The sequence below is a fragment of the Bremerella alba genome (assembly GCF_013618625.1).
GTDB lineage: Bacteria > Planctomycetota > Planctomycetia > Pirellulales > Pirellulaceae > Bremerella > Bremerella alba.
On the sequence record NZ_JABRWO010000007.1, the window covers coordinates 279,368 to 299,143 of the forward strand.

18 protein-coding genes are annotated in these 19,776 nt (G+C 54.5%); 14 read left to right on the plus strand and 4 right to left on the minus strand.

Annotation, left to right across the window (positions count from 1 at the left end; translation table 11 throughout):
- Positions 1–79: 79 nt before the first annotated feature.
- The 13 genes from HOV93_RS13790 (at position 80) to fliM (ending at position 14,588) form a co-directional block, all read left to right on the plus strand.
- Positions 80–1,390: an adenylosuccinate synthase gene (locus HOV93_RS13790; protein ID WP_207397085.1), complete on the plus strand. Its 1,311-nt coding sequence runs from the start codon at positions 80–82 to the stop codon at positions 1,388–1,390.
- A gap of 105 nt (positions 1,391–1,495) precedes the next feature.
- Positions 1,496–2,290: an isoprenyl transferase gene (locus HOV93_RS13795; RefSeq protein ID WP_315853410.1), complete on the plus strand. Its 795-nt coding sequence runs from the start codon at positions 1,496–1,498 to the stop codon at positions 2,288–2,290.
- Entirely contained in the window at positions 2,272–3,189 is a 918-nt protein-coding gene (locus HOV93_RS13800) for a phosphatidate cytidylyltransferase (protein WP_207397086.1), read from the plus strand. The genes HOV93_RS13795 and HOV93_RS13800 overlap by 19 nt, the downstream gene beginning before the upstream one ends.
- A 184-nt stretch (positions 3,190–3,373) precedes the next feature.
- Positions 3,374–4,336 carry a PhoH family protein gene (locus HOV93_RS13805; protein WP_207397087.1) on the plus strand — a complete coding sequence of 321 codons (963 nt, stop codon included), beginning with the start codon at positions 3,374–3,376 and terminating at the stop codon, positions 4,334–4,336.
- A 3-nt stretch (positions 4,337–4,339) separates the two neighbouring features.
- A complete protein-coding gene (locus tag HOV93_RS13810) occupies positions 4,340–6,625 on the plus strand; it encodes an HD family phosphohydrolase (protein ID WP_207397088.1) in 2,286 nt (761 codons plus the stop codon).
- A gap of 10 nt (positions 6,626–6,635) precedes the next feature.
- Complete coding sequence (ybeY, locus tag HOV93_RS13815; RefSeq protein WP_207397089.1) at positions 6,636–7,118, plus strand: rRNA maturation RNase YbeY; 483 nt, start codon at positions 6,636–6,638, stop codon at positions 7,116–7,118.
- A 3-nt stretch (positions 7,119–7,121) separates the two neighbouring features.
- On the plus strand, positions 7,122–8,417 hold the full coding sequence (locus tag HOV93_RS13820) for a hemolysin family protein (RefSeq protein ID WP_207397090.1): 1,296 nt from the start codon (positions 7,122–7,124) through the stop codon (positions 8,415–8,417).
- A 54-nt stretch (positions 8,418–8,471) separates the two neighbouring features.
- Positions 8,472–9,224 carry a DNA repair protein RecO gene (gene recO / locus HOV93_RS13825; protein WP_207397091.1) on the plus strand — a complete coding sequence of 251 codons (753 nt, stop codon included), beginning with the start codon at positions 8,472–8,474 and terminating at the stop codon, positions 9,222–9,224.
- A 38-nt stretch (positions 9,225–9,262) separates the two neighbouring features.
- Complete coding sequence (locus HOV93_RS13830) at positions 9,263–10,549, plus strand: tetratricopeptide repeat protein (protein ID WP_207397092.1); 1,287 nt, start codon at positions 9,263–9,265, stop codon at positions 10,547–10,549.
- Positions 10,550–10,572: 23 nt separating this feature from the next.
- Positions 10,573–11,124 (plus strand): LPS assembly lipoprotein LptE, encoded by a 552-nt coding sequence (gene lptE, locus HOV93_RS13835; protein ID WP_207397093.1) that lies wholly within the window; start codon positions 10,573–10,575, stop codon positions 11,122–11,124.
- Between the two features lie 44 nt (positions 11,125–11,168).
- Positions 11,169–12,086, plus strand: a complete 918-nt coding sequence (gene folP, locus HOV93_RS13840) for a dihydropteroate synthase (protein WP_235990320.1) — start codon at positions 11,169–11,171, stop codon at positions 12,084–12,086.
- Positions 12,087–12,239: 153 nt separating this feature from the next.
- Positions 12,240–13,514, plus strand: a complete 1,275-nt coding sequence (locus HOV93_RS13845; RefSeq protein ID WP_207397094.1) for a glutamate-5-semialdehyde dehydrogenase — start codon at positions 12,240–12,242, stop codon at positions 13,512–13,514.
- A 42-nt stretch (positions 13,515–13,556) separates the two neighbouring features.
- Complete coding sequence (fliM, locus tag HOV93_RS13850) at positions 13,557–14,588, plus strand: flagellar motor switch protein FliM (RefSeq protein WP_207397095.1); 1,032 nt, start codon at positions 13,557–13,559, stop codon at positions 14,586–14,588.
- A 4-nt stretch (positions 14,589–14,592) separates the two neighbouring features.
- Here the strand turns inward: fliM and HOV93_RS13855 are convergent, their stop codons facing one another.
- Genes HOV93_RS13855 through HOV93_RS13870 form a run of 4 tightly spaced genes read right to left on the minus strand, consistent with a single transcriptional unit; the run spans position 14,593 to position 18,906 of the window.
- Positions 14,593–15,843 (minus strand): GAP1-N2 domain-containing protein, encoded by a 1,251-nt coding sequence (locus HOV93_RS13855; protein WP_207397096.1) that lies wholly within the window; start codon positions 15,841–15,843, stop codon positions 14,593–14,595.
- A gap of 13 nt (positions 15,844–15,856) precedes the next feature.
- Entirely contained in the window at positions 15,857–16,762 is a 906-nt protein-coding gene (locus HOV93_RS13860; protein ID WP_207397097.1) for a TRAFAC clade GTPase domain-containing protein, read from the minus strand.
- Complete coding sequence (locus HOV93_RS13865) at positions 16,759–17,976, minus strand: formylglycine-generating enzyme family protein (RefSeq protein ID WP_207397098.1); 1,218 nt, start codon at positions 17,974–17,976, stop codon at positions 16,759–16,761. Before HOV93_RS13865 ends, HOV93_RS13860 begins: the two co-directional genes overlap by 4 nt.
- A gap of 42 nt (positions 17,977–18,018) precedes the next feature.
- Complete coding sequence (locus HOV93_RS13870) at positions 18,019–18,906, minus strand: hypothetical protein (RefSeq protein WP_207397099.1); 888 nt, start codon at positions 18,904–18,906, stop codon at positions 18,019–18,021.
- A 408-nt stretch (positions 18,907–19,314) separates the two neighbouring features.
- Between HOV93_RS13870 and HOV93_RS13875 the strand changes: the two genes are divergently transcribed.
- The gene (locus HOV93_RS13875) at positions 19,315–19,740 is read left to right on the plus strand and encodes a hypothetical protein (RefSeq protein WP_207397100.1); all 426 of its coding nucleotides are present in this window, start codon (positions 19,315–19,317) and stop codon (positions 19,738–19,740) included.
- The last annotated feature ends 36 nt before the right edge of the window (positions 19,741–19,776 follow it).

Consider the following 19,776-nt stretch of genomic DNA (forward strand, 5'->3'; position numbering starts at 1 on the left):
CCTCGTTGACCGACTCCCCTGCTTCGCGCTACACTAGTTGGGTTCGTCTTGAATTGACTGCTATCACTGGAGAAGGTTTGTGGCTGGTTCGTGTGTTATTGGTTTGCAGTGGGGTGACGAGGCCAAAGGGAAACTCGTCGATCTTTTAACCCAGCAACACGATATCGTGGCCCGCTTTTTGGGTGGTGCCAACGCCGGCCATACAGTGGTCGACGGCGAGAACGTCTATAAGCTGCACCACATTCCCAGTGGTATCCTTCGCAGCAACGTCCTAAACGTCATTACGGCTGGGGTGGTCATTAACCCGCCAATCCTACTAGGCGAGATGGACGGCCTGACTGACCGCGGCGTGACGATCGACAATTTGCAGCTGAGCGACCGCTCGCACATCATCTTCCCTTGGCACATTGCCGAAGATCGTGCGATGAACCAAGGCACAGCCGACGGCGAAAACATCGGCACCACGCTACGTGGCATTGGCCCCTGCTACCGCGATAAGGTGGGACGCAGCTACGCGATTCGCCTAGGCGACATGATGCGACCGAATTTCAAAGAGAAGGTCTTCATGATCTGCGAAAAGAAAAATCGCACGATCGCCAGCATGTACGAGGACGGCCAGTTCGAGCCTCTCGACGCCGCGCAGATCTACGAAGAATTTGCCGGGTATGCCGAGCGTCTCCGTCCATTTATGTGCGATTCAACCGACGTTTTGCTGAACGCAGTGGATGAACAGAAGACGATTCTCTTCGAGGGAGCCCAAGGCGCGCTACTGGATGTCGACCACGGTACCTATCCCTTTGTCACCAGCAGTAACAGCTCTGGTGTGGGGGCTTCGGCCGGTGCCGGGGTGCCAGCCAAGCACATTGATCAGGTCATCGGGGTTGCCAAAGCCTACAGCACACGCGTGGGTGGTGGCCCATTCCCGACTGAACTTCACGACGAAGTTGGTGAGAAGATCCGCAAACGGGGCAACGAGTTCGGCACGACAACTGGTCGACCACGCCGAACGGGCTGGTTTGATGCGGTTGCCGTTCGTTACACGGCCCGCCTGAGCGGTATCGATGTGTTGTCCTTAATGATGCTGGACGTTCTTTCGACCTTCGACGAACTAAAAATCTGTGTTGCCTATGAACTCGATGGCGAGCAGATCACCCGCTTCCCTTCGCATGTCGACGACATCCGCAACGTGAAGCCCGTTTATGAAACGCTTCCTGGCTGGAAGGAAGAAATCACCGGGGCTCGCTCGCTGGACGATCTTCCCGAGAATGCGTTGGCCTATGTCCGTCGCGTGGAAGAATTGGTCGGTTTCCCGGTGGGTGTGGTTTCGATCGGCCCAGATCGGAAGCAAACGATCTTTACTTCCGACGTTTTAAAGCTGGCGACAACGTAAGTTTTATCTGGCAATCCCGCGTTGAAATGCATCCGAGGGACGCGTCATAATAGGGAATCGTTCCAACGCCCCCATATTTCGACCCCTTTGGCCCAATTTAGCGACGTGTCAAAAACGGCTACGACAGCGCGACATCCGATCGAAGAGATTCCCCGCGATCGCTTTCCCAAGCACATCGCTGTGATCATGGATGGCAATGGTCGGTGGGCTCAGCGGCAAGGGCTGCCTCGCATCGAGGGGCATCGGCGAGGAGTGCATTCGGTCCGCGCAACGGTCGAAGAGTGTGCTCGACTGAAGATCGACCAGCTCACGCTCTACTGTCTTTCCAGCGAGAACTGGAAGCGGCCCCAGCACGAGCTCGACTTTCTGATGCATTTGCTCGAACAGTACATGATCGAAGAGCGGGCGACGATCATGAAGCAAAACGTCCGCGTGAAGATTATCGGTCGCCGCGATGGCATCCCCGATCAGGTTCAGCGCGAAATGGACAAAACCATTGAGCTGAGCACTGCCAACACCGGCACCACGCTGTGCCTGGCGATCAACTATGGCGGCCGGGCCGAGATGGTCGATGCGGTACAGTGTATTGCTGAAGGAGTTCAGCAGGGACGCCTAAAAGCGGAAGATATCACTGAGGCAACGATTGCCGAGCATCTTTACACGCGCGGTATGCCGGACCCGGATCTGATGATTCGTACCGCCGGAGAAATGCGAATCAGTAACTTCTTGCTATGGCAAGTAAGCTATTCAGAATTGTGGGTCACCGATCTTTGTTGGCCTGAGTTTCGTGAAGAGACTCTGCGAGATGCCATCGAGAATTTCGCTTCACGTGATCGCCGATTTGGCGGTCTTACCAAACCAGGGTCTTCAGGAGTTGACGCGTGCTCAAGTGGCGATTGATTGGAGCGATTGCCATAATTCTGCCTCTCTGCGGACTTTGTTGGCTCGACTACAACTATAACTTTGGACGTCCAGGCCTATGGCTGCTTCCGTTGGTTTTACTGCTGGGGGTGCTGGCCGCCGAGGAAGTGCTTGACCTGCTGCGTGCCAAGCAGCTGCGCCCCATTGGCTGGTCGTGCCACCTAGGAACGTTCATCGTAATCATGGCGGCAAGCTTGCCGATCTGGTGGCCGTCGAGCAATGTCCCCTCGCAAACGGATCAGGCAGAAGGGACGCTCTACGCACTGGCGTTTGGCGTAGTGCTCTCGATCCTCGGAGAAATGCGCCGCTACGAAAAGCCTGGCCAGTCGATGATTCACCTGGGCCTGACGATCTTCTCGATCTTTTACGTAGGCGGACTGCTGAGCTTTATCGTTCGCCTACGATTGGCACAGCAAGGGACAGAGTCCGATAACGCTTACGGCATGTTGGCACTGCTGTCGATGATTGTTGTCGTCAAGATTTCGGATACCGGGGCTTATTTTATCGGGTCGAACTTCGGACGCACGAAACTTGTCCCTAGGCTATCCCCTGGCAAGACATTGGAAGGCACCCTGGGCGGGTTAGCGGCCTCGTGCCTGGGAAGCTACGTGATGTTCGAGTGGGTTGGTCCGTGGATGCTCGGCGGCCCAGTGGCTTCGATTCCTTTTGGCTGGCTGATCTTTGCGCTGCTTGTCTCGCCGGCCGGTATGCTCGGAGACCTGGCAGAGTCTATGTTCAAACGAGACATGGAAACGAAAGACTCGAGCCGTTGGCTGATAGGTCTGGGGGGCGTACTGGATGTGCTGGACTCGATGCTGCTTGGCGCGCCCATGGCTCTGCTGTGCTGGGAAGTCGGTATTATCGGCCCTGGCCGTTAACTTAAGCACAATACGCAAACTCGACACGGCGAAACACGATTCTCTACAAATATCTAAACTCATACTGAGTAAAGAGTTACAATCCACGGGGACATAATGATGATTCCCATGCCCGAAACATTGTCTATATTTTGACATAGGAATTCTCCCTTCCCAGGATAAGGCAATAGGTATTGCCCAATCGATGTACGAAGCGACGATCAAATTTTTGGACCACGCATCGGTCCTCCAGCTATTCGGCAGCCGCGATCAACACCTTCGCCGAATTCGCGATTCGTTAAGCGTCACGATAACGCATCGTGACGAGCGGGTTAGCATTTCGGGAGACGAGCGGAATGTCGTCAAGGCGATGAAGGTCGTCGAAGACCTGCGGCATCGCTTGGAACGTAACGGTGCGTTGTTCTCTGAAGACCTCGACGAAGCGCTGGCGGTCATTAATGGCGAATCGATCCTTCGCAAGACGATTCCTATTTCGACTTTCCAAAAAGGTGGCGGTGTCAAACCGCGTACGCCAGGGCAGGTCACGTATGTGGAAGCGATTCGCGACCATAACATGGTCTTTGCGCTCGGTCCTGCCGGCACGGGAAAAACTTACCTGGCCGTCGCCATGGCAGTCGAAGCGCTTTTGGAGAACCGAATCGGAAAGATTGTATTAGTGCGTCCCGCCGTCGAAGCAGGCGAGCAGCTTGGGTTCCTTCCCGGTACGTTGTATGAGAAGATCAACCCTTACCTGCGCCCGATGCTCGATTCACTCACCGAAATGATGGAGTCGAATCTCATTACGCAGTACATGGCGACCGATGTCATTGAAGTCGTTCCGCTTGCGTTTATGCGGGGACGTACCTTAAATAATGCCTTCATCATTTTGGACGAAGCGCAGAACACGACAATCTCGCAAATGAAGATGTTCCTGACCCGTATGGGCAAGGATTCACGAATGGTCATCAGCGGCGATACGACACAAAACGACTTGCCGCCTCGTGTGCGAAGTGGTTTGACAGATGCGTTATATCGCCTCCGCAATATCGATGGTATTGCTCGCGTCGAGTTAAGCAACGCAGATATCCAGCGTCATCCGCTGGTGCAAAAGATTGTGGATGCCTACGAAACGGACTCGCCCAACGAGCCCGCCGGCGAAGGCAACTAATTCATGGCGCAGCCAGGCAAGTCAAAAAAACGTGCGAAACATGTCGCGACCTTAGAGCTTCCTCCGGGAACCTTCAGACGCTTCATCTCGGAACTGTCGCATCCTGACAAGTTGCTTTACTTGGCCTGCGCCTTGTTCGCGGCCATCGCATTGTGGCTGGTAACCGGGGCGTGGAATCCGCCGATGGAATACCGCCCAGGCTTCGTTCCTCCGTCCGAAATTCACCCGCGTGTGCAATTCTCGGTCCTCGACCCGCTGGCAACCGCCAAAGCGGAACGAGACGCCGAAAACGAGGCGAAGTCGGTCTACCTGAACGAGCCGGCTCGACTCGATCAGTTGCGTTCCCGCTTGCAGTCGATCATCGTACAGCTCACCACGGCCAAGCAGTTCGATGTGGAAGTCGAGCGGCTCTGGAACGAGTTCTTTCCGATTGCCGATGACGATGTCTCCCCGCTAAGCCCCATGGAGCGAGAAGAACAGTTTCAACGGCTCAAGGCCTTGTTCAATCGCGAGAATATGCTGAATGCTTTTGAGCAAAACATCGCGACCGCTCTCAAGCCGTTCGCCTCCCGCGGAATCATGTCGCCGGAGCAACTCGAAGAAAAACAAGGGCAAGCGGCAAGCATTATCGTCGTGACTCCCGGCCCGAATGCGAATAAGCAAATTATCTCGCAGAACGATGTCTTGAAGGCGCAAGTCTTCGAGAACATCCGCACCAGCCTGCGAATTGAACTTGAGAAACTCGCCAAAGGCGAAGACATTAACTTCCTCGTCGAAGCGGTCGATTATTGGGTCGACAAGAACCTTCCCGGTACACTCTTCATCGATAAAGCAGCTACCGCCACGGAGCGCGAAGATGCGGTGGCCGCCGTAGAGCCGGTGATGCATATCTATTCGACCAAGGACGCCGTCGTTCTGCCTGGAAAGCCACTTGATCCTACTGAGATCAAATTGCTTCACGCCGAACACCGCGCCTACATCGATCAACGAAGTTTCTTTTCCAAGACGATTTACTCGCTGGCCATTCTGGGTATGTATTATGCCCTGGGGGCGTTGTGTGCGATTTACCTAGTTTTCAAATGCCCCAGTATCCTGAGAGACCTGAACGAGTACTTGCTGTTCCTGGTACCGACCTGCACGACGATTGCGATGGGCTATTGGTTTGACGATCGCTGGCAAGCGGAACTCATCCCAGTGATGATTTTGGCGATGACCGTTTCGATCGCCTACCGACAGGAGTTTGCGCTTCTAGTTACCGCCTGTGTCAGCTTGGCGATTGTTCTTACCAGCGGTTCCAGCCTGGTGGCTTTCGTCACGATCACCGCCACATGTAGCGCGGCCACGTTGTCGATGAACCGGATTCGAAGCCGTAACAAGTTGATTTTCGTGGGCCTGTGGGCTGGTCTAGTGGCCTTTGCCACCAAATACGGCGTGAGTATCGTATCGGGTCAGCCAGCGACGATGGCGCTGCTTCAAGCGGCGGCCTGGCAAGGCGTGTATGCCGTGGGGGCTGGCTTCTTGATGACTGGTCTCTTGCCGTTTGTCGAAAAGGCATACGGCATCTTGACCGATATCAGTCTTTTGGAATTGGGCGATGCCGCGCATCCGCTGCTGCAGAAACTGGCCCAACGTGCTCCTGGAACTTACAATCATTCGATCACAGTTGCCTCGATTGCCGAGTCCGCGGCCGATTCGATCGGAGCCAATGGCTTGCTGGTGCGTGTCGGTGCCTATTTCCATGACATCGGCAAGATGATGAAGCCTGAGTACTTCATTGAAAACCAGAACGCTTCCAGCAACCGCCACGATGGCTTAAATCCGGCGATCAGCACGTTGGTGATCATCGCCCACGTGAAAGACGGCGCCGACTTGGCGCGTCAGAATCGACTGCCGCGGGCTATTATCGACTTTATCGAACAACATCACGGCACCACCCTGGTCGAATACTTCTATCGCGTGGCGAGCGCCAAGGTCGAAGCCAACCCGGATGAGCGAGAGGTCGATGAAACCATCTATCGGTACCCAGGGCCGAAACCGCAAACGAAAGAAGCCGCTGTCCTGATGATTTGCGATGCGGTCGAAAGTGCTTGCCGGACACTCGTTGAACCGACGGCTTCCCGAATTGAAGCCCTGGTGGAAGAACTTTCGATGAAGCGATTATTAGACGGGCAGTTCGACGAATGTGGCCTGACGCTGAGCGAACTGCGTCAAATTCAATCAAGCGTCACCAAGAGCCTCACGGCGGTCTACCATGGCCGCGTAAAATACCCTAGTTCGCAACCTGCATAAAGCGAGACCGATGTCCTCGGACTACGAAATAAATCTTTCCAATCGCCAAACAGAACATCCTGTTCCACAGGATCTCTTGGAAAAAGCCGTCCGGGAAGTCTTTTCCGGCGAAGGCTACCCGCGAGGCGAAGTCGGTATCGCCGTTGTTGATAACGCTGAGATACATGACTGTAATGTTCAATTTCTTCAGCATGATTACCCCACCGACGTCATTACGTTTCCGATGGATCAGACCGATGATTTCCTGTCTGGCGAGATCATGTTAAGTGCCGAGTACGCGGCGGAAGAAGCCCGGCAACACGGCTGGAAAACCGAAGAAGAGATGACGTTGTACGTCGTGCATGGCTGTTTGCACTTGGCTGGCTACGACGATCACGAAGACCACGACCGCCAGGAAATGCGGCGTCTCGAAAAGCACTACCTTAGCAAGCTGGATATTGCGTATGCTGGCCAGTCGTCGGCTGCCGATTCCTCAAGTCACGGAGCAACCTAGGCGATGGGACCGACGCTTTTCATCTGGCTAGCTACCTCTAGTTGGTTGGTTCTGATTCTGTCATCCATTGCTGCGACCATTCTGCCTGACATGCTCTGGCACGACTTGGAAGAGTACTGCGAGAAACGCGATCGTCTGCGTCTGTTCAGCACCATTCACGAGCACCATGAAATTGCCGCCTTGGCTGCCCAGGCCCTGCAAGTTCTGAGCCTGGCGATCTTCCTGATTTCCAGCCAGGCATGGCTGCTCGGCTTACGCGAAGGCTCACTGCTCGATGCGTTCATCTTTACAGGCGATGTTGCTGGGGTGACCTTGGTTTTGATGGTGACGATGGTTTGGTTGCCCTGGGCAGTCGCCGAACACTTTGGGCCTCCATTTATCTATTTCACGTGGCCCATCTGGTCGACCGTGAGCACCGTCTTCTACCCGGTAACCTACGGGGTCGATTTCCTGGGCAGCGTGATGAAGCGGGCCGCTGGTATTGTGGACGAGCCACCCGACGAAGAAGAGGAATTTGAAGAAGAAATCCGGACCATCGTGACTGAGGCCATTCGCGAAGGTCATATTGAAGAAGATGCCCGAGAAATGATCGAAGGGGTCATGGACCTCGACGATACGGAAACAGTCAGCATCATGACGCCTCGCAGCGAGATCGATTCTCTGGCGGCGACGACCTCTTGGTGGGAAATCGTTGAGTTCATTTCCAAAACGGGCCGCACACGCATCCCAGTGTGGGATGGCAGTCGCGATAACTTTGCCGGGCTTCTGTACGTGAAGGACTTGCTGCCGGAACTTGCCCGTCCTGAATCTACCCGCAAGTCGCTGCTGGACCTGGCTCGTCCTGTGATCCACGTGCCGCAGAGCATGACCGTTAGCGAACTGTTGAAGTACTTTCTGAGAAAGCGAACGCACCTGGCTTTAGTGGTTGACGAATACCATGCCGTGACTGGTCTGGTGACAATCGAGGATGTGTTGGAAGAAATTGTCGGCGAGATTGTCGACGAGCATGATATCGATGAAGCCGACAACGGGATCATCCAGGTTTCGGATGAAGAAGCAGACGTGACCGGCAAAGCTCATGTCGAAGACATCAACGAGGTTCTGGGCATGGAACTTCCTGAAGAAGACGACTACGATACGATCGGCGGTCTGGTCATCCACGAGATGAAGCGAATCCCTAAGCCGGGCGAACAGCTTCAAGTGGGAGACGTTTCGATCCAAGTGGTCGCTTCCGATCGTCGCCGGATTCATCAGTTGCGGCTGATTCGCTCGAAGCAAAATAAGGTTCAGTCAGCGTAGCTAGCACGTTTTTCGCCCAGGCTTTCGAAGTTCCTATAAGAAATCTCTCATCTTATGTCGGCGGAAAAATCGCTAGCTATCGTCATACGGACCGTCGATTTCAGCGAAACCTCTTGCATCGCAACGCTATTCACCGAGGATTTCGGCAAAATCACAGCACTAGCCAAAGGGTGCAAGCGTCCCAAGAGCCCATTCGAGTCTGCTCTTGACGTTTTGACCGTAAGTGGAATAGTCTTCCTCCACAAAAAAAGCGACAGCCTTGATTTGCTGACCGAAGCGAAAGTCGAACGACGTTTCCGAGCAGGGCAAAAGAGTTCCGATCATCTGTACGCCGGTTATTACCTGGCCGAGCTACTAGCGCAGTTGACGGACCACTCTGATCCCCATCCGGAATTATTCCATTTGGCCGACGAAATCCTTTCGCAGCTGAATCAGTACGAGGCCGTTGCTCCTTTGGTGTTGCGGTTCGAGATGATGTTACTACGCCATCTCGGTCAATTGCCTGAACTGACACATTGCGTCGAAACAGGAGAACCAATTGCCGAGCGCGGACGTACTCCCTTCGGACTGCTCGCTGGTGGCGTACTTTCGAGAAAGGCCCGTAGCGGACATCGTCAGGTCATTGACGTGGCAGTGGATACGCTTCAGCTACTATCGATTTATGCCGCGGAAGACGAGCGATGGAAGCGTACGGAAATTCCCTCGCGTCTGGCCATGGAGGTCCGGGCACTCGTCAATAGATACCTCAGCCATACCCTGGGCAAGACACCCAGATTGCGAGAATACCTGCAGATTCTCTCGATTTGAGCACGGGTTGGACCACGCATAGGGCAAGGAAGTCCTCGATGATGAAAACCACCACGATCGTCACCCTCGGCATTTTGTCGACCGCTTCGGCTATCGGCTGTACAAACTTCGGCCAGCGCGATCCCGTGCCGCCGTCGACAGCGTTCAGCCCTTCCGGAGGACAGATAACGCAAGTTAGCTACGAAGAAGAAGGAGTGCAGCGGGGTCAGTCGCCTGAGCCTGAGGCTGCCTCCGGCAACTCGTGGTGGGACCCAAGCGGTGTCGGTGCGAAAACACTAGAGGTCACCGGCAACACGTCCGAAAACCGGGCACTTGCCAAGCGGCTATTTGCCGAGGCCGAGGGCCTCTACGAGCAAGGAATGGCCGCCGAAGGGAACGAGCGAAACCGCAAGCTGAATCAAGCGGCCGGAATCTTTAAACGGGCCGGCGTCTATCACCAGGATTCAACCCTTGAGGAAGACGCGTTGATGTACTCTGGCGAGTGCTACTTTTTTCTCGACAACTATCCCGATGCGACTAAGCAGTACGACCAACTAGTCAAAAAGTATCCTAACTCGAAACACCTCGATGCCGTTGGGGCGAGACGCTTTAAGTTGGCCCGATATTGGCTCGATCGCCATACCAAAGAGCGTACCTGGTCTCTCCAGCCCAACCTGACGGATGAGCAGTTGCCGCTGTTCGATCGCTTTGGTAATGCCATCAAACTGTTCGATTTGATTCGATTGGACGATCCAACCGGCGATTTGGCCGATGACGCGACCCTGGCTGCGGCGAATGCCCACTTCCGGGAAGCCAATTTTGAATCGGCCGATCGATTCTACACCGATCTACGCGAAAACTTTCCGACTAGCGAACACCAGTTCACCGCCCACTACCTGGGCGTAGTGACCAAATTGAAGGTCTATCAAGGCGCCGAATACGACGGCAAGCCATTGGAAGACGCCGAGAAGCTTTTGGTCCGCATCAAGCGTCAGTTCCCGGATAAGACGCAAGAGAACATGCAGGTCATTGAGAAACTGGACTTCGACATTCGTGCCGCTCAGGCTGAGCGACTATGGAACAAAGCCGCGTTCTACGATCGGCGTCGTGAATACCAAGGCGCGTATCACTATTACTCGCAAGTCATCGAAAAATTCCCGTCATCTAACATGGCCGATGCGGCGAAGGAACGTATTACCGAGATCAAGGGACGTCCTGGCACTCCCACGCCTCCTGCTGAGTTCCTTTACGGTTGGATGGATCGCAAGACTAATTTACCGGAACCATCTCAGACACCGGTTGAAAATATCGCGACTCGCGCGGACGACGAAACGGAAACGCGTTAGGCTCTTCGAGACCTTGAGAACTCATGCGACATCCGCTGACACTAACCCGATCCCTTTTGTTTGCCGCTTTCATACTGATTGCGGCAAGTCAATTTGGTTGCGTTCATTATCAGATTGGCAACCGAAGTCTGTATCGGCCTGATATCCGGACGGTTCATGTCCCGATTTTCACGTCACTGATCTACCGTCGTGACCTGGGCGAACGCATAACCGAAGCGGTGATCAAGGAAATAGAAGCTACCACTCCCTATAAAATCGCTGACGCTCAATCAGCCGATAGTGTTCTACGGGGAAGTCTGGTGACCGAGAACAAGCTCGTTCAGGGTCAAAACAGCCTGGATGATCCACGTATCTTGCAAGAGAACTTCCAGATTCACTACGAGTGGATCGACCAACGAGGTCAACTCGTTCGGCAGCCTGGGGCGCTCTCGCTGGCTCCCGTCTTGATGAGCGAGACTCTCACCGCCACCGGCATTCTCTATCCGGAACCGGGGCAATCGATGGTAACGGCACAACAAGACGCGATTAACCAATTCGCTCGGGAACTGGTTCGTCATATGCAGACCCCCTGGTAGAACCCGGGATACGTCCGTACGAAAGCGTTTGCTAAAATTCTGGAATGAGATCTACTCCCCACAGTACGACCTTAGCACAGCGTTATCCTTACCGTGCTCTCACGTGGCAACTTCGCACACGTACGCTGCGTTTCAATCGTACTCCCAAGCTTATGGGAATCTTGAACGTTACGCCGGACAGCTTTTCAGACGGGGGACAATGGATCGATCCACAAGCCGCAATCGACCGAGCCCTCCAAATGGAAGCCGAAGGGGCGGATATCGTTGATGTTGGAGGAGAAAGCACCCGCCCTTACTCAGAGCCAGTGACTGCTGAGGAAGAGATCCGACGCATCATTCCCATTATCCAATCGTTGGCCGAGTCGCTCCGCATTCCTATTTCGATCGATACCACGAAAGCAATCGTGGCCAAGGAAGCAATTGCCGCCGGGGCCGAGGTCATCAACGACGTCAGCGGACTTGAAGCGGACCCAGGCATGGTTCCTTTGGCGGTAGAAACGGGCGTGGGCGTCTGTGCAATGCATATGCGAGGCAATCCGCAAACGATGCAGGACGATCCCGAATACGACGACGTTGTGTTAGACATCTTCGATTATCTGCAGGATCGGTACCGCCAGCTAAGATTGGCAGGCATCGAGCGCAGCAAGATCTGCCTCGACCCTGGCATTGGATTCGGCAAGACACATCAGCACAACCTGGACTTGATGGCCCAGTGCGACGAATTCCACGCGCTGAATTGCCCGATTCTGGTTGGTCATTCCCGGAAAGGGTTCCTGGCTAAGATTCTCGGTGACAAGGACTTAGACCGTACGTTGGCAACCGTTGGCTCAACGCTCACGCTGGCTCGGCTCGGAGTTCAAATCATCCGAGTGCACAATGTGAAAGCCAACAAGGAATCCCTGGAAGCGTTTGTCGCTACTGGGGGCGTCGACGGTGTCCCTCGAGAATTGCCCGAAGCCTAGTAGCCGCAAGATGAATTCATCGCCATAAGCCGTTACTGGGCAGACCGTTAGTGCTTGCCCATGTCTCGAGCAATACGAACCTTTCGCATTGACCCAATGTCCCTTTCCAGGGATAATCCGAAATTGGACGAATTGTTTCTCAAGGTTTGAATAATGGCGATTGCTGACGATCTCGACTTAGCCACCTATTGCAAAGAAACGGCTGAAAAAGCGCAAGCCGCGTCACGTGTGCTCGGCACAGTCTCAGGTCAAGCTAAGAATGACTGGCTGCGTGCTTCCGCTGCTGCGCTACGAAACAGCTTTGAAAGCATCGCCCAGGCCAACGAAAAAGACATTGCCAACGCACCCCAGTACGGCCTGTCAGACGCCCAGATCGATCGGCTCCGATTGACCAAGGATCGGGTTGCAGGAATTGCCTCGGCCTTGGAAGAGATCGCCATGTTCCCCGATCCCATCGGGGCCACGATCGAATCATCGGTTCGTCCGAACGGTTTAGCAATTCAAAAGATTCGTGTTCCTCTGGGGGTCGTTTTCTTTATCTACGAATCGCGCCCAAACGTCACCGCTGATGCAGCCGCCATTTGCGTGAAGAGCGGCAATGCGGTGATCCTACGAGGCGGCAAAGAAGCGATGCATTCCTCGCAGGCCATTGTCAGCATTCTGCAGGCTCAAGCGGTCGAGTTCGGTATTCCCGCGGATGCCCTGCAGTTGGTTTCTACGACCGACCGGGCTGCGGTGGGCCATTTCCTGAAACTCGATCAACTTATCGATGTCGCGATTCCGCGCGGAGGCGAAGGCCTCATTCGCCGCGTCAGCGAAGAAGCCACCATGCCGGTTATCAAGCACTTTGCCGGTAACTGTCATGTCTACGTCGACCAAGCCGCCGACTTGAACATGGCCCTGCAGATTACGGTCAACAGTAAGTGTCATCGTTATGGTGTTTGTAACGCGGCGGAATCATTGGTCGTGCACAAGCATGTCGCGGACAAGTTTCTGCCACTGGTCGCCGCAGCGTTCTCGACCGAAGGAGTCGAGATGCGCGGAGATGAAGCCACGTGCTCCATCGTACCGACCGCCACGCAGGCATCTGAAGAGGATTTTGGTGCCGAATACCTGGGCCCTGTCATTTCAGTGAAAGTCGTTGAAAACATCGATGACGCGATTGCCCACATCAATAAGTACAGCTCGAAGCACACCGAATCAATCGTGACTGAGAACTTGGCCGCCAGTCGAAAGTTCTCAGCACAGATCGACAGTTCAGCCGTGATGGTCAACGCGAGTACCCGTTTTAACGACGGCGGCGAATTCGGTCTCGGGGCGGAAATCGGAATCAGTACCGATAAATTCCATGCCCGCGGCCCGTGCGGAATCGAAGCCCTTACCAGCTACAAATACATCGTCATGGGAGAAGGTCACGTTCGCCAATAGAGTCGAACGTCGACTGATTTTCGTGAATCAAGGGAGTGATTCATGTCAGACAACGTACTGAGTCAGGCAGAAGTCGAGAGCCTTCTCAACGCGATGGAAACCACCGCGGAACCGGACAAAGGTCCAACCGCTGCGGTAGCCGATGCCGGGGCCCCCTCGCGCAGCATGCGCGGGCGAGAAAAAGTCACTCCATACGACTTCAAACGGCCAGAACGTGTCGGCAAGGACCAGATGCGGGCCCTACAGTCGATGCACGAAGGCTTTAGCCGCAATTTCGGTGCTGCTCTCTCAGCGCTCTTGCGTTCGATTGTGGAAGTCAAGCTCACCAGCGTCGATCAGCTGACGTATAGCGAGTTCGTTTTCAGTTTGGAAAATCCCAGTTGCTTTAACCTATTGGTTGCCGAGCCGCTGGAAGGGAACCTGATTCTCGACATCAATCCCTCCATTCTATATCCCATCATCGACCGTTTGCTGGGTGGCGGCAAAGAAAGTACGCCTGCCTCGCGACGCCCTCTCACCGAGATTGAACTCACGCTCGTTTCGCGGATCTCCGATCTCTTTTTGATCGAGCTGAAAGATGCCTGGGAGAACGTGCTGCCACTCGACCTTCGCGTCGTCCGCGTCGAAAGCAATCCTCAGTTGGTGCAGATCGTTCCACCAAACGAAGTCGTTGTGCTTGTTAGTTTCGAGCTGGCCATCGGCGATGTGCGCGGCATGATCAACCTGTGCATCCCGTTCAACTCGATCGAGCGCATCAGCAATAAACTGACGGCAAACACTTGGTTCGCCTATGGGAGTAGCGAAGCGACCCCAGAATCGAAGGCCACGTTGGGGGTTCACCTCGATAAAGCCCAGGTAGCGCTCGACGTGATTCTGGCTGAGACCAAGATCACGATGGAAGAACTGCTAGACCTACGCGTTGGCGACGTGATTACGACCGAGAAAGACTCGCGTACGCCATTGCAGGTCAATGTAAATGGCACGCCCACGTTTCAGGCATTCGCAGGTGCGTTTAAAGGACGGAAGGCAATTCAAATCGAACGCAGCTACGAGCGTAAACGCCCTGGGCCTTAGAGCGTTAGGGACTCACTCGCAGGATCAGGCTAAGAATTTCGACCGCGACGGCCCCTTTCGATCCTGGCTCAAAACGCTTATCACGCGAAAGACCTAAGAAGTGGCGAGCGCAATCTTGACGCAATGCTTCCAGTTGTCGATCTGGCTGAGCACACCATGTGGCATTGAGCCGTTCCAGTGCGGTCACGTCACCTTCTAACGCACGCTCGACAAGCACCAATAATTCGCCCCGATCGGTATTGTCTTCCGGAACTACCAGTGGCGAAGAGGCGGCCGGGGCAGCAGCCGCCTCTTTGATCCGTTTGCCGGACATCGCCACTCGTAGTCGGTTTCCGATCGCAGAAAGGTCTTCTAATCGCGTCGTCAGCGGGACTTCGCCGATGAGCCGAGCTGCTTCGTCGGGCTCGCGATGGCACAGCGCCACTTGAACCCACGTGGCCCAAGGATGACGCGAGGCCTCGGGCGTACGCGCCGGCGAATCAAACTGAAACACACTACAGCCTTCCTGCCGGGCGGCTCTCTTTTGTTCTTCCATGTCATTGGCCAAGCCGATCAACCGAAAATTGCGGCGAGGCGAATATCTAAGCCGCGTCGAGAACGAAAACTCAGGCCGAATCGATACGGGAAGAAGATTGAAAAAGACCGTTAGAAACCGGTCGTTATAGCCACCGGTGAACATCAACTTCTTCGACATTAATGCATGATGCGTCCAAGCCACCAACGATTGCTGCTGGACGGGAGAATCGAAGAAACGAATCAGTCCTGCATCGACAGGGGGGCCTGACGGTAGCATCTTCAGCGAAGGAAGATCGCTGGGAAGCTTCGCCCCTGGTCGTAGATCATGAATCGCAAGTGCCGCCGATAACACACGAAACGGATCGTTCTGAAACTTCGTGAACGAAGCAGCATCCAGCACAAAGCAGTGCGTGTAAACCTGACGACCACCCCGTCCGCTGTATTCAGCCGCGCCAAGCACCGTCCGAGAGATGCAATACTTGTGATCCCCCAACGGATGAAAATTCAGGCTCACGTCGGTAGGATCTTCCACGATCATCGAATCGTGAGCGGGGCCCCAAACGGCCAGTTGACGGGCATCGTCACTGCCGATACCGGGGCTCCAAGCGACCAGCTGATAGCCATCTTTGGACGACGTACGAGCCGACGTAAAGATGGCCTGTTCGACGGAGACGGTTCCGGATGGTTGTTTTTGCTGAGCAGGGGCAACTTGGAGATCTTTAGGAGAGAGCGGAGCCATAGGTTGTGACCAACTATACTTTGCGTACGAGCCATTCAAACGGTTCTACAATGCCGCGCGGCTCAATCCGCAGCGGTACGGCTGATGTTCCTTCTCCAGGTTCTTCGCGGAAGCCAACCGAGCCTGCGACGCCTGAGGCAAAGAAACCGTAGTTAGTAAAACGCTGCTGTACCTGTTGCCACAGATTTGGCGTCTTCTCGCGTGCATATAGTTCCGGATTGTCGAAACAGGGTTCGCAGCGATCTGCTTTGGAAAAGACAATCGCGACCGGTCGGGTACTTTTCCCGCGGTTTTGCCGGTTGTCTTGCTCGCTGAGATAGGTGATTAACTTCATCAGGAAATAGTTTTGTTCTGCTCCGCCTCGCTCGATCCGATCGGTATCGGCCAAGAGGATGACCGCCGAACACTTTTCCAGGAACGAGTGAATCGCCGGATAGGCATTGGGATGGTCGATCTCTTCCAGAATCGCTTCCCCGGCCATGTCGGGCATGATCAGTTCCATGGCGTTCTTTTTCGAGTTGACCTTTGCCTGGCAGTGAACCCAATTCCAACGATCAGGCTCGTTGGGTGTCTTTTCCGGGAATCGGCAAGTCGACAACGCCATCATCGTGCGCTGCTGTAACGTGATTGAAAACGCACCACGGGCAAGGACTTGGACGCGGCTATTTTGCCGCGTCAGCATGTCTAGCAACATGCCCAAGTAAACGGTCTTGCCAGCTGCTGCGGTCCCCAAAACGGCCACCATCTGGGGACGAACACCTTGGGTGCGTGCTTGATGCGACAAAGCGAGTGGCGCGGCACAATGGCGGCAAAGCTCTGTGTTGTAGTTGTTATCGACACCGCAGATGTAACATGCCAACGGAACAGCGCATTCCGCGAGTCGATACGAATCCATAGCTACGAGGACACGCTTAGTCATTGGGCCACCTCAGCAAGTTCATGAGTTTCGACCTGGGCCGGAAAATCCTCGGCTTGCATCGACTGGTCAGGGATCAGGTCACAGATTCCGATTGCACAACGAAAACCCACATTTCGCTTCCGAGCGATGGCCTTGTCGCCACTTTGGAAATCGCATGTGGCCTGGGTCTCGAAATAGGTGTCGAACGCCCCGCCACGGATACTTCGCATTGACGCATCAAGCACCAATGGTGAGGAATTGGATTGCCAGGCACCAAAGCGGCTGGAAGTCCATTCCCATACGTTGCCAATGAGTTGATTGGCGCCACCGACACTCATTCCGTCATCGTACTTATCGACCGGCAAGGTTGCCCCGTGACCGCTACCCCACAGGTTGCATTTGTTTTGATCGAATGCCTCGCCCCAGGGAAATTTGCGTTGTATTGGTCGGGCACCTGGCAGAGGAACCGGCCAGCTTCCTGACTTAACCCATTCTGGATCGGTCGGCAAACGTTTCCCGACCCACCGAGCATAGGCAGCGGCCTCGTACCAGCAGACCCCTACAACCGGATGCTTAGCCTGTCCCGAGAGGTACTTACTGTTCTTCCAAAAACGTGGGCCAGGTTCGCCAGTGAGATCGACAAAGTCGAGCAGTGCAGGAACAATCTCCGGGTCCCACAGCGAGATTTGTTCGTATCCTCCGTTCTCGACGAAGCGATGGTATTGTTCGTTGGTGACCTGGTACCGATCGAGATAGAATCCTTCGACTTGAACAATCCGGCCATCGAGATGATCAGGCAAATCAGGGGAGTCGTTAGCTCCCTTACCAACAATGGTTTCTCCACCGGGAACGAGCGTCATTTCGTCATCGAGCATGGTCTGGGCACGCTGCAACAACTTAGGCGGAATGCTCTCGGCAATTTGTGGGCGCAATAGCAAAGTGTATCGCCCTTGGTCCAACATTTTCCGAGCGAGAGACTGCGAGTCGTTGGCATTGCTGGTGTTGGTCGGCGAGGCAGATGTTCGCGACGTTGATGTTTCTGGATTCGACTGGTCAGCGTTTAGATGGTCAGCGAACTTAATTTGGAATTGTCGGTAGGCATAGTAACCTCCGCCTATAGCAGCCATGAGAACCGTCGTGGCTAGAGCCCACGAGAAGCTGCCGAAGAGCCACGTTAGCGACATCAATACGACTACGCTTGCTACGCCGGCTCCTCCTACTACATAGCGATTCATGAGATGTGTCCTGAGGAGGAATCAATGAAAAGGGGGTGCAAACTAACGACGCTGGCCACGGCGTTTGTTCACGTCTCGTTGCAATTTGGCAAATTGCGCCATCACGGAATCGACAACAGTATTGTTGTTATTGGCTCGATACTCCACTTCGTCTCGACAGACGGTCGCGGTATCGCTAATGACAGAAGTATCGGCAAAGGACTGAGTTTGGGTTGGTTCGCCTGGCGCCGTGGTGCGTCGCTCCATAAGAGAACGCATTGCCTGAAGCTCTTCGGTCCAGGCAGACTTCTGTTGGTTGAGTTCTTTGCGTTGTTGATCGATCGTGTCGGTCAGTTGCATCGCGTGCCCCCGGGCCTGATGCAGTTCTCCTTCGAGGGCCTGATTTCTTTCGACTAACGAATTTTGGTCAGCGTCTTCGCGAATGATCGTATGGGCTTCGTCGCGACGCATCAGTTCTAGTTTGGTCGCTGCCAGGTCACGGCGAAGTTGTTCTACTTCTGCCAGGACTTCCGCATCAGGTTCCGTTGGGCAATGTGCTACTTGCAGTTGTCGCTCCAGTTCGGCGATACGTTGCTGGCTCGCGGGGTCGCTAGTAGAGGACTGCGCAGATTCGGCGAGTTGCTGGCGAAGCTGAGCGATCTCGGCGTTGGCCTTTGTCAACGCTTCTTCTCGTTCAACAACTTGTCGAGAAAGCCGCAGGTTTTCCTCTGCGGCTTGCACCGATACTTGCGATGTCTGGTCGATTTCTCGTCGAGCGTTCATCAAGTCGGATGCGCGCTTTTCTACCTCTTGCCCGAGGTTGGCAATCTCTTGAAGAAGTTGGTCGATGAACCTCTCCAATTCGCCATTGTGATGGCGAAGCTGAGTGAGTGCCTGATCGAGCGGCGCATAGTCGGGGCTCATTTCTGATGCCATTGCGTGAGCATTCACGTCAACCCTGCCTTCCGCCATTCATTGGTGGGAACTCGGCCATGAGTCTCTGTCCGGACTGGACGCCGTGGGAAACGGGGCCAAATTGAAATTAGTCGTAAAGGAAAACACCACGGTTTCCTGGGGAATAGTCGAAGGGAAGCTGGTCAAGTTCACCAACCGCCATTGAAAACTTAGGTCGAAACAGCCAGAGAGGCAAAAGATTCCCGCGAAATTGCCATCCAATACATCGCAAAACACCCAGGAGACAGGATCCTAGTAAGCCAAACACTCGGGAAAAACAACCCAGTTGCCCATATCCAGACAGATGTTAGGCTGAAAGAAAGTGTTTGCGCTCGCTGGGAATGCGGGCACAGTTTGCGAAGGATTCTCGCGTAATCGCCTTCTGGACTTTCGGAGTCTGCCACCATGACTTACCTCACCAAGACCGTTCCCTTCCTGCTGGCCGCTGCTGTACTGCTTGTATCGGCTGGTCAAGTTGCCGCCGCAAACAAGCACCTGGAACCAACCTGTTGTGCCCCACAGCCGCCGACTCCTTGTTGTTACGAGCCGTGCTTTCGCTATAAGACACACAAATTGTTTGCCAAAAAGGCATGTCCTTGCGATTGCGGTCCCCCAGTAGAGGCCATCCTGCAGGTCGTCGACCCACGTTTCAATTGTTTTGTCGATGTCCCTGTCTGTCTGCCAAGTTGTTGCCAGGACATGCCCAAGATCGACAGCCGTTGCGGTTTGTTTAAGCGTGGTATTGTCGAATACGAGTGGTGCTGCGGCTTCAAGATCAAAATGGTCTTCAAGCACGGTGGTCATGTCGACGTGCATTACTACGGCTTGTAAACAGCCAATTGGCATACGGCTTGGTGTCGACAAATC

What these genes read in the sequence shown, in the direction of transcription:
- HOV93_RS13875 (WP_207397100.1), top strand. Translation starts at nt 19,315, where the DNA reads ATGACTTACCTCACCAAGACCGTTCCCTTCCTGCTGGCCGCTGCTGTA.
- HOV93_RS13845 (WP_207397094.1), top strand. Translation starts at nt 12,240, where the DNA reads ATGGCGATTGCTGACGATCTCGACTTAGCCACCTATTGCAAAGAAACG.
- HOV93_RS13860 (WP_207397097.1), bottom strand. Translation starts at nt 16,762, where the DNA reads ATGACTAAGCGTGTCCTCGTAGCTATGGATTCGTATCGACTCGCGGAA.
- HOV93_RS13855 (WP_207397096.1), bottom strand. Translation starts at nt 15,843, where the DNA reads ATGGCTCCGCTCTCTCCTAAAGATCTCCAAGTTGCCCCTGCTCAGCAA.
- HOV93_RS13805 (WP_207397087.1), top strand. Translation starts at nt 3,374, where the DNA reads ATGTACGAAGCGACGATCAAATTTTTGGACCACGCATCGGTCCTCCAG.
- HOV93_RS13820 (WP_207397090.1), top strand. Translation starts at nt 7,122, where the DNA reads ATGGGACCGACGCTTTTCATCTGGCTAGCTACCTCTAGTTGGTTGGTT.
- recO (WP_207397091.1), top strand. Translation starts at nt 8,472, where the DNA reads ATGTCGGCGGAAAAATCGCTAGCTATCGTCATACGGACCGTCGATTTC.
- fliM (WP_207397095.1), top strand. Translation starts at nt 13,557, where the DNA reads ATGTCAGACAACGTACTGAGTCAGGCAGAAGTCGAGAGCCTTCTCAAC.
- ybeY (WP_207397089.1), top strand. Translation starts at nt 6,636, where the DNA reads ATGTCCTCGGACTACGAAATAAATCTTTCCAATCGCCAAACAGAACAT.
- folP (WP_235990320.1), top strand. Translation starts at nt 11,169, where the DNA reads ATGAGATCTACTCCCCACAGTACGACCTTAGCACAGCGTTATCCTTAC.
- HOV93_RS13865 (WP_207397098.1), bottom strand. Translation starts at nt 17,976, where the DNA reads ATGAATCGCTATGTAGTAGGAGGAGCCGGCGTAGCAAGCGTAGTCGTA.
- HOV93_RS13830 (WP_207397092.1), top strand. Translation starts at nt 9,263, where the DNA reads ATGATGAAAACCACCACGATCGTCACCCTCGGCATTTTGTCGACCGCT.
- HOV93_RS13810 (WP_207397088.1), top strand. Translation starts at nt 4,340, where the DNA reads ATGGCGCAGCCAGGCAAGTCAAAAAAACGTGCGAAACATGTCGCGACC.
- lptE (WP_207397093.1), top strand. Translation starts at nt 10,573, where the DNA reads ATGCGACATCCGCTGACACTAACCCGATCCCTTTTGTTTGCCGCTTTC.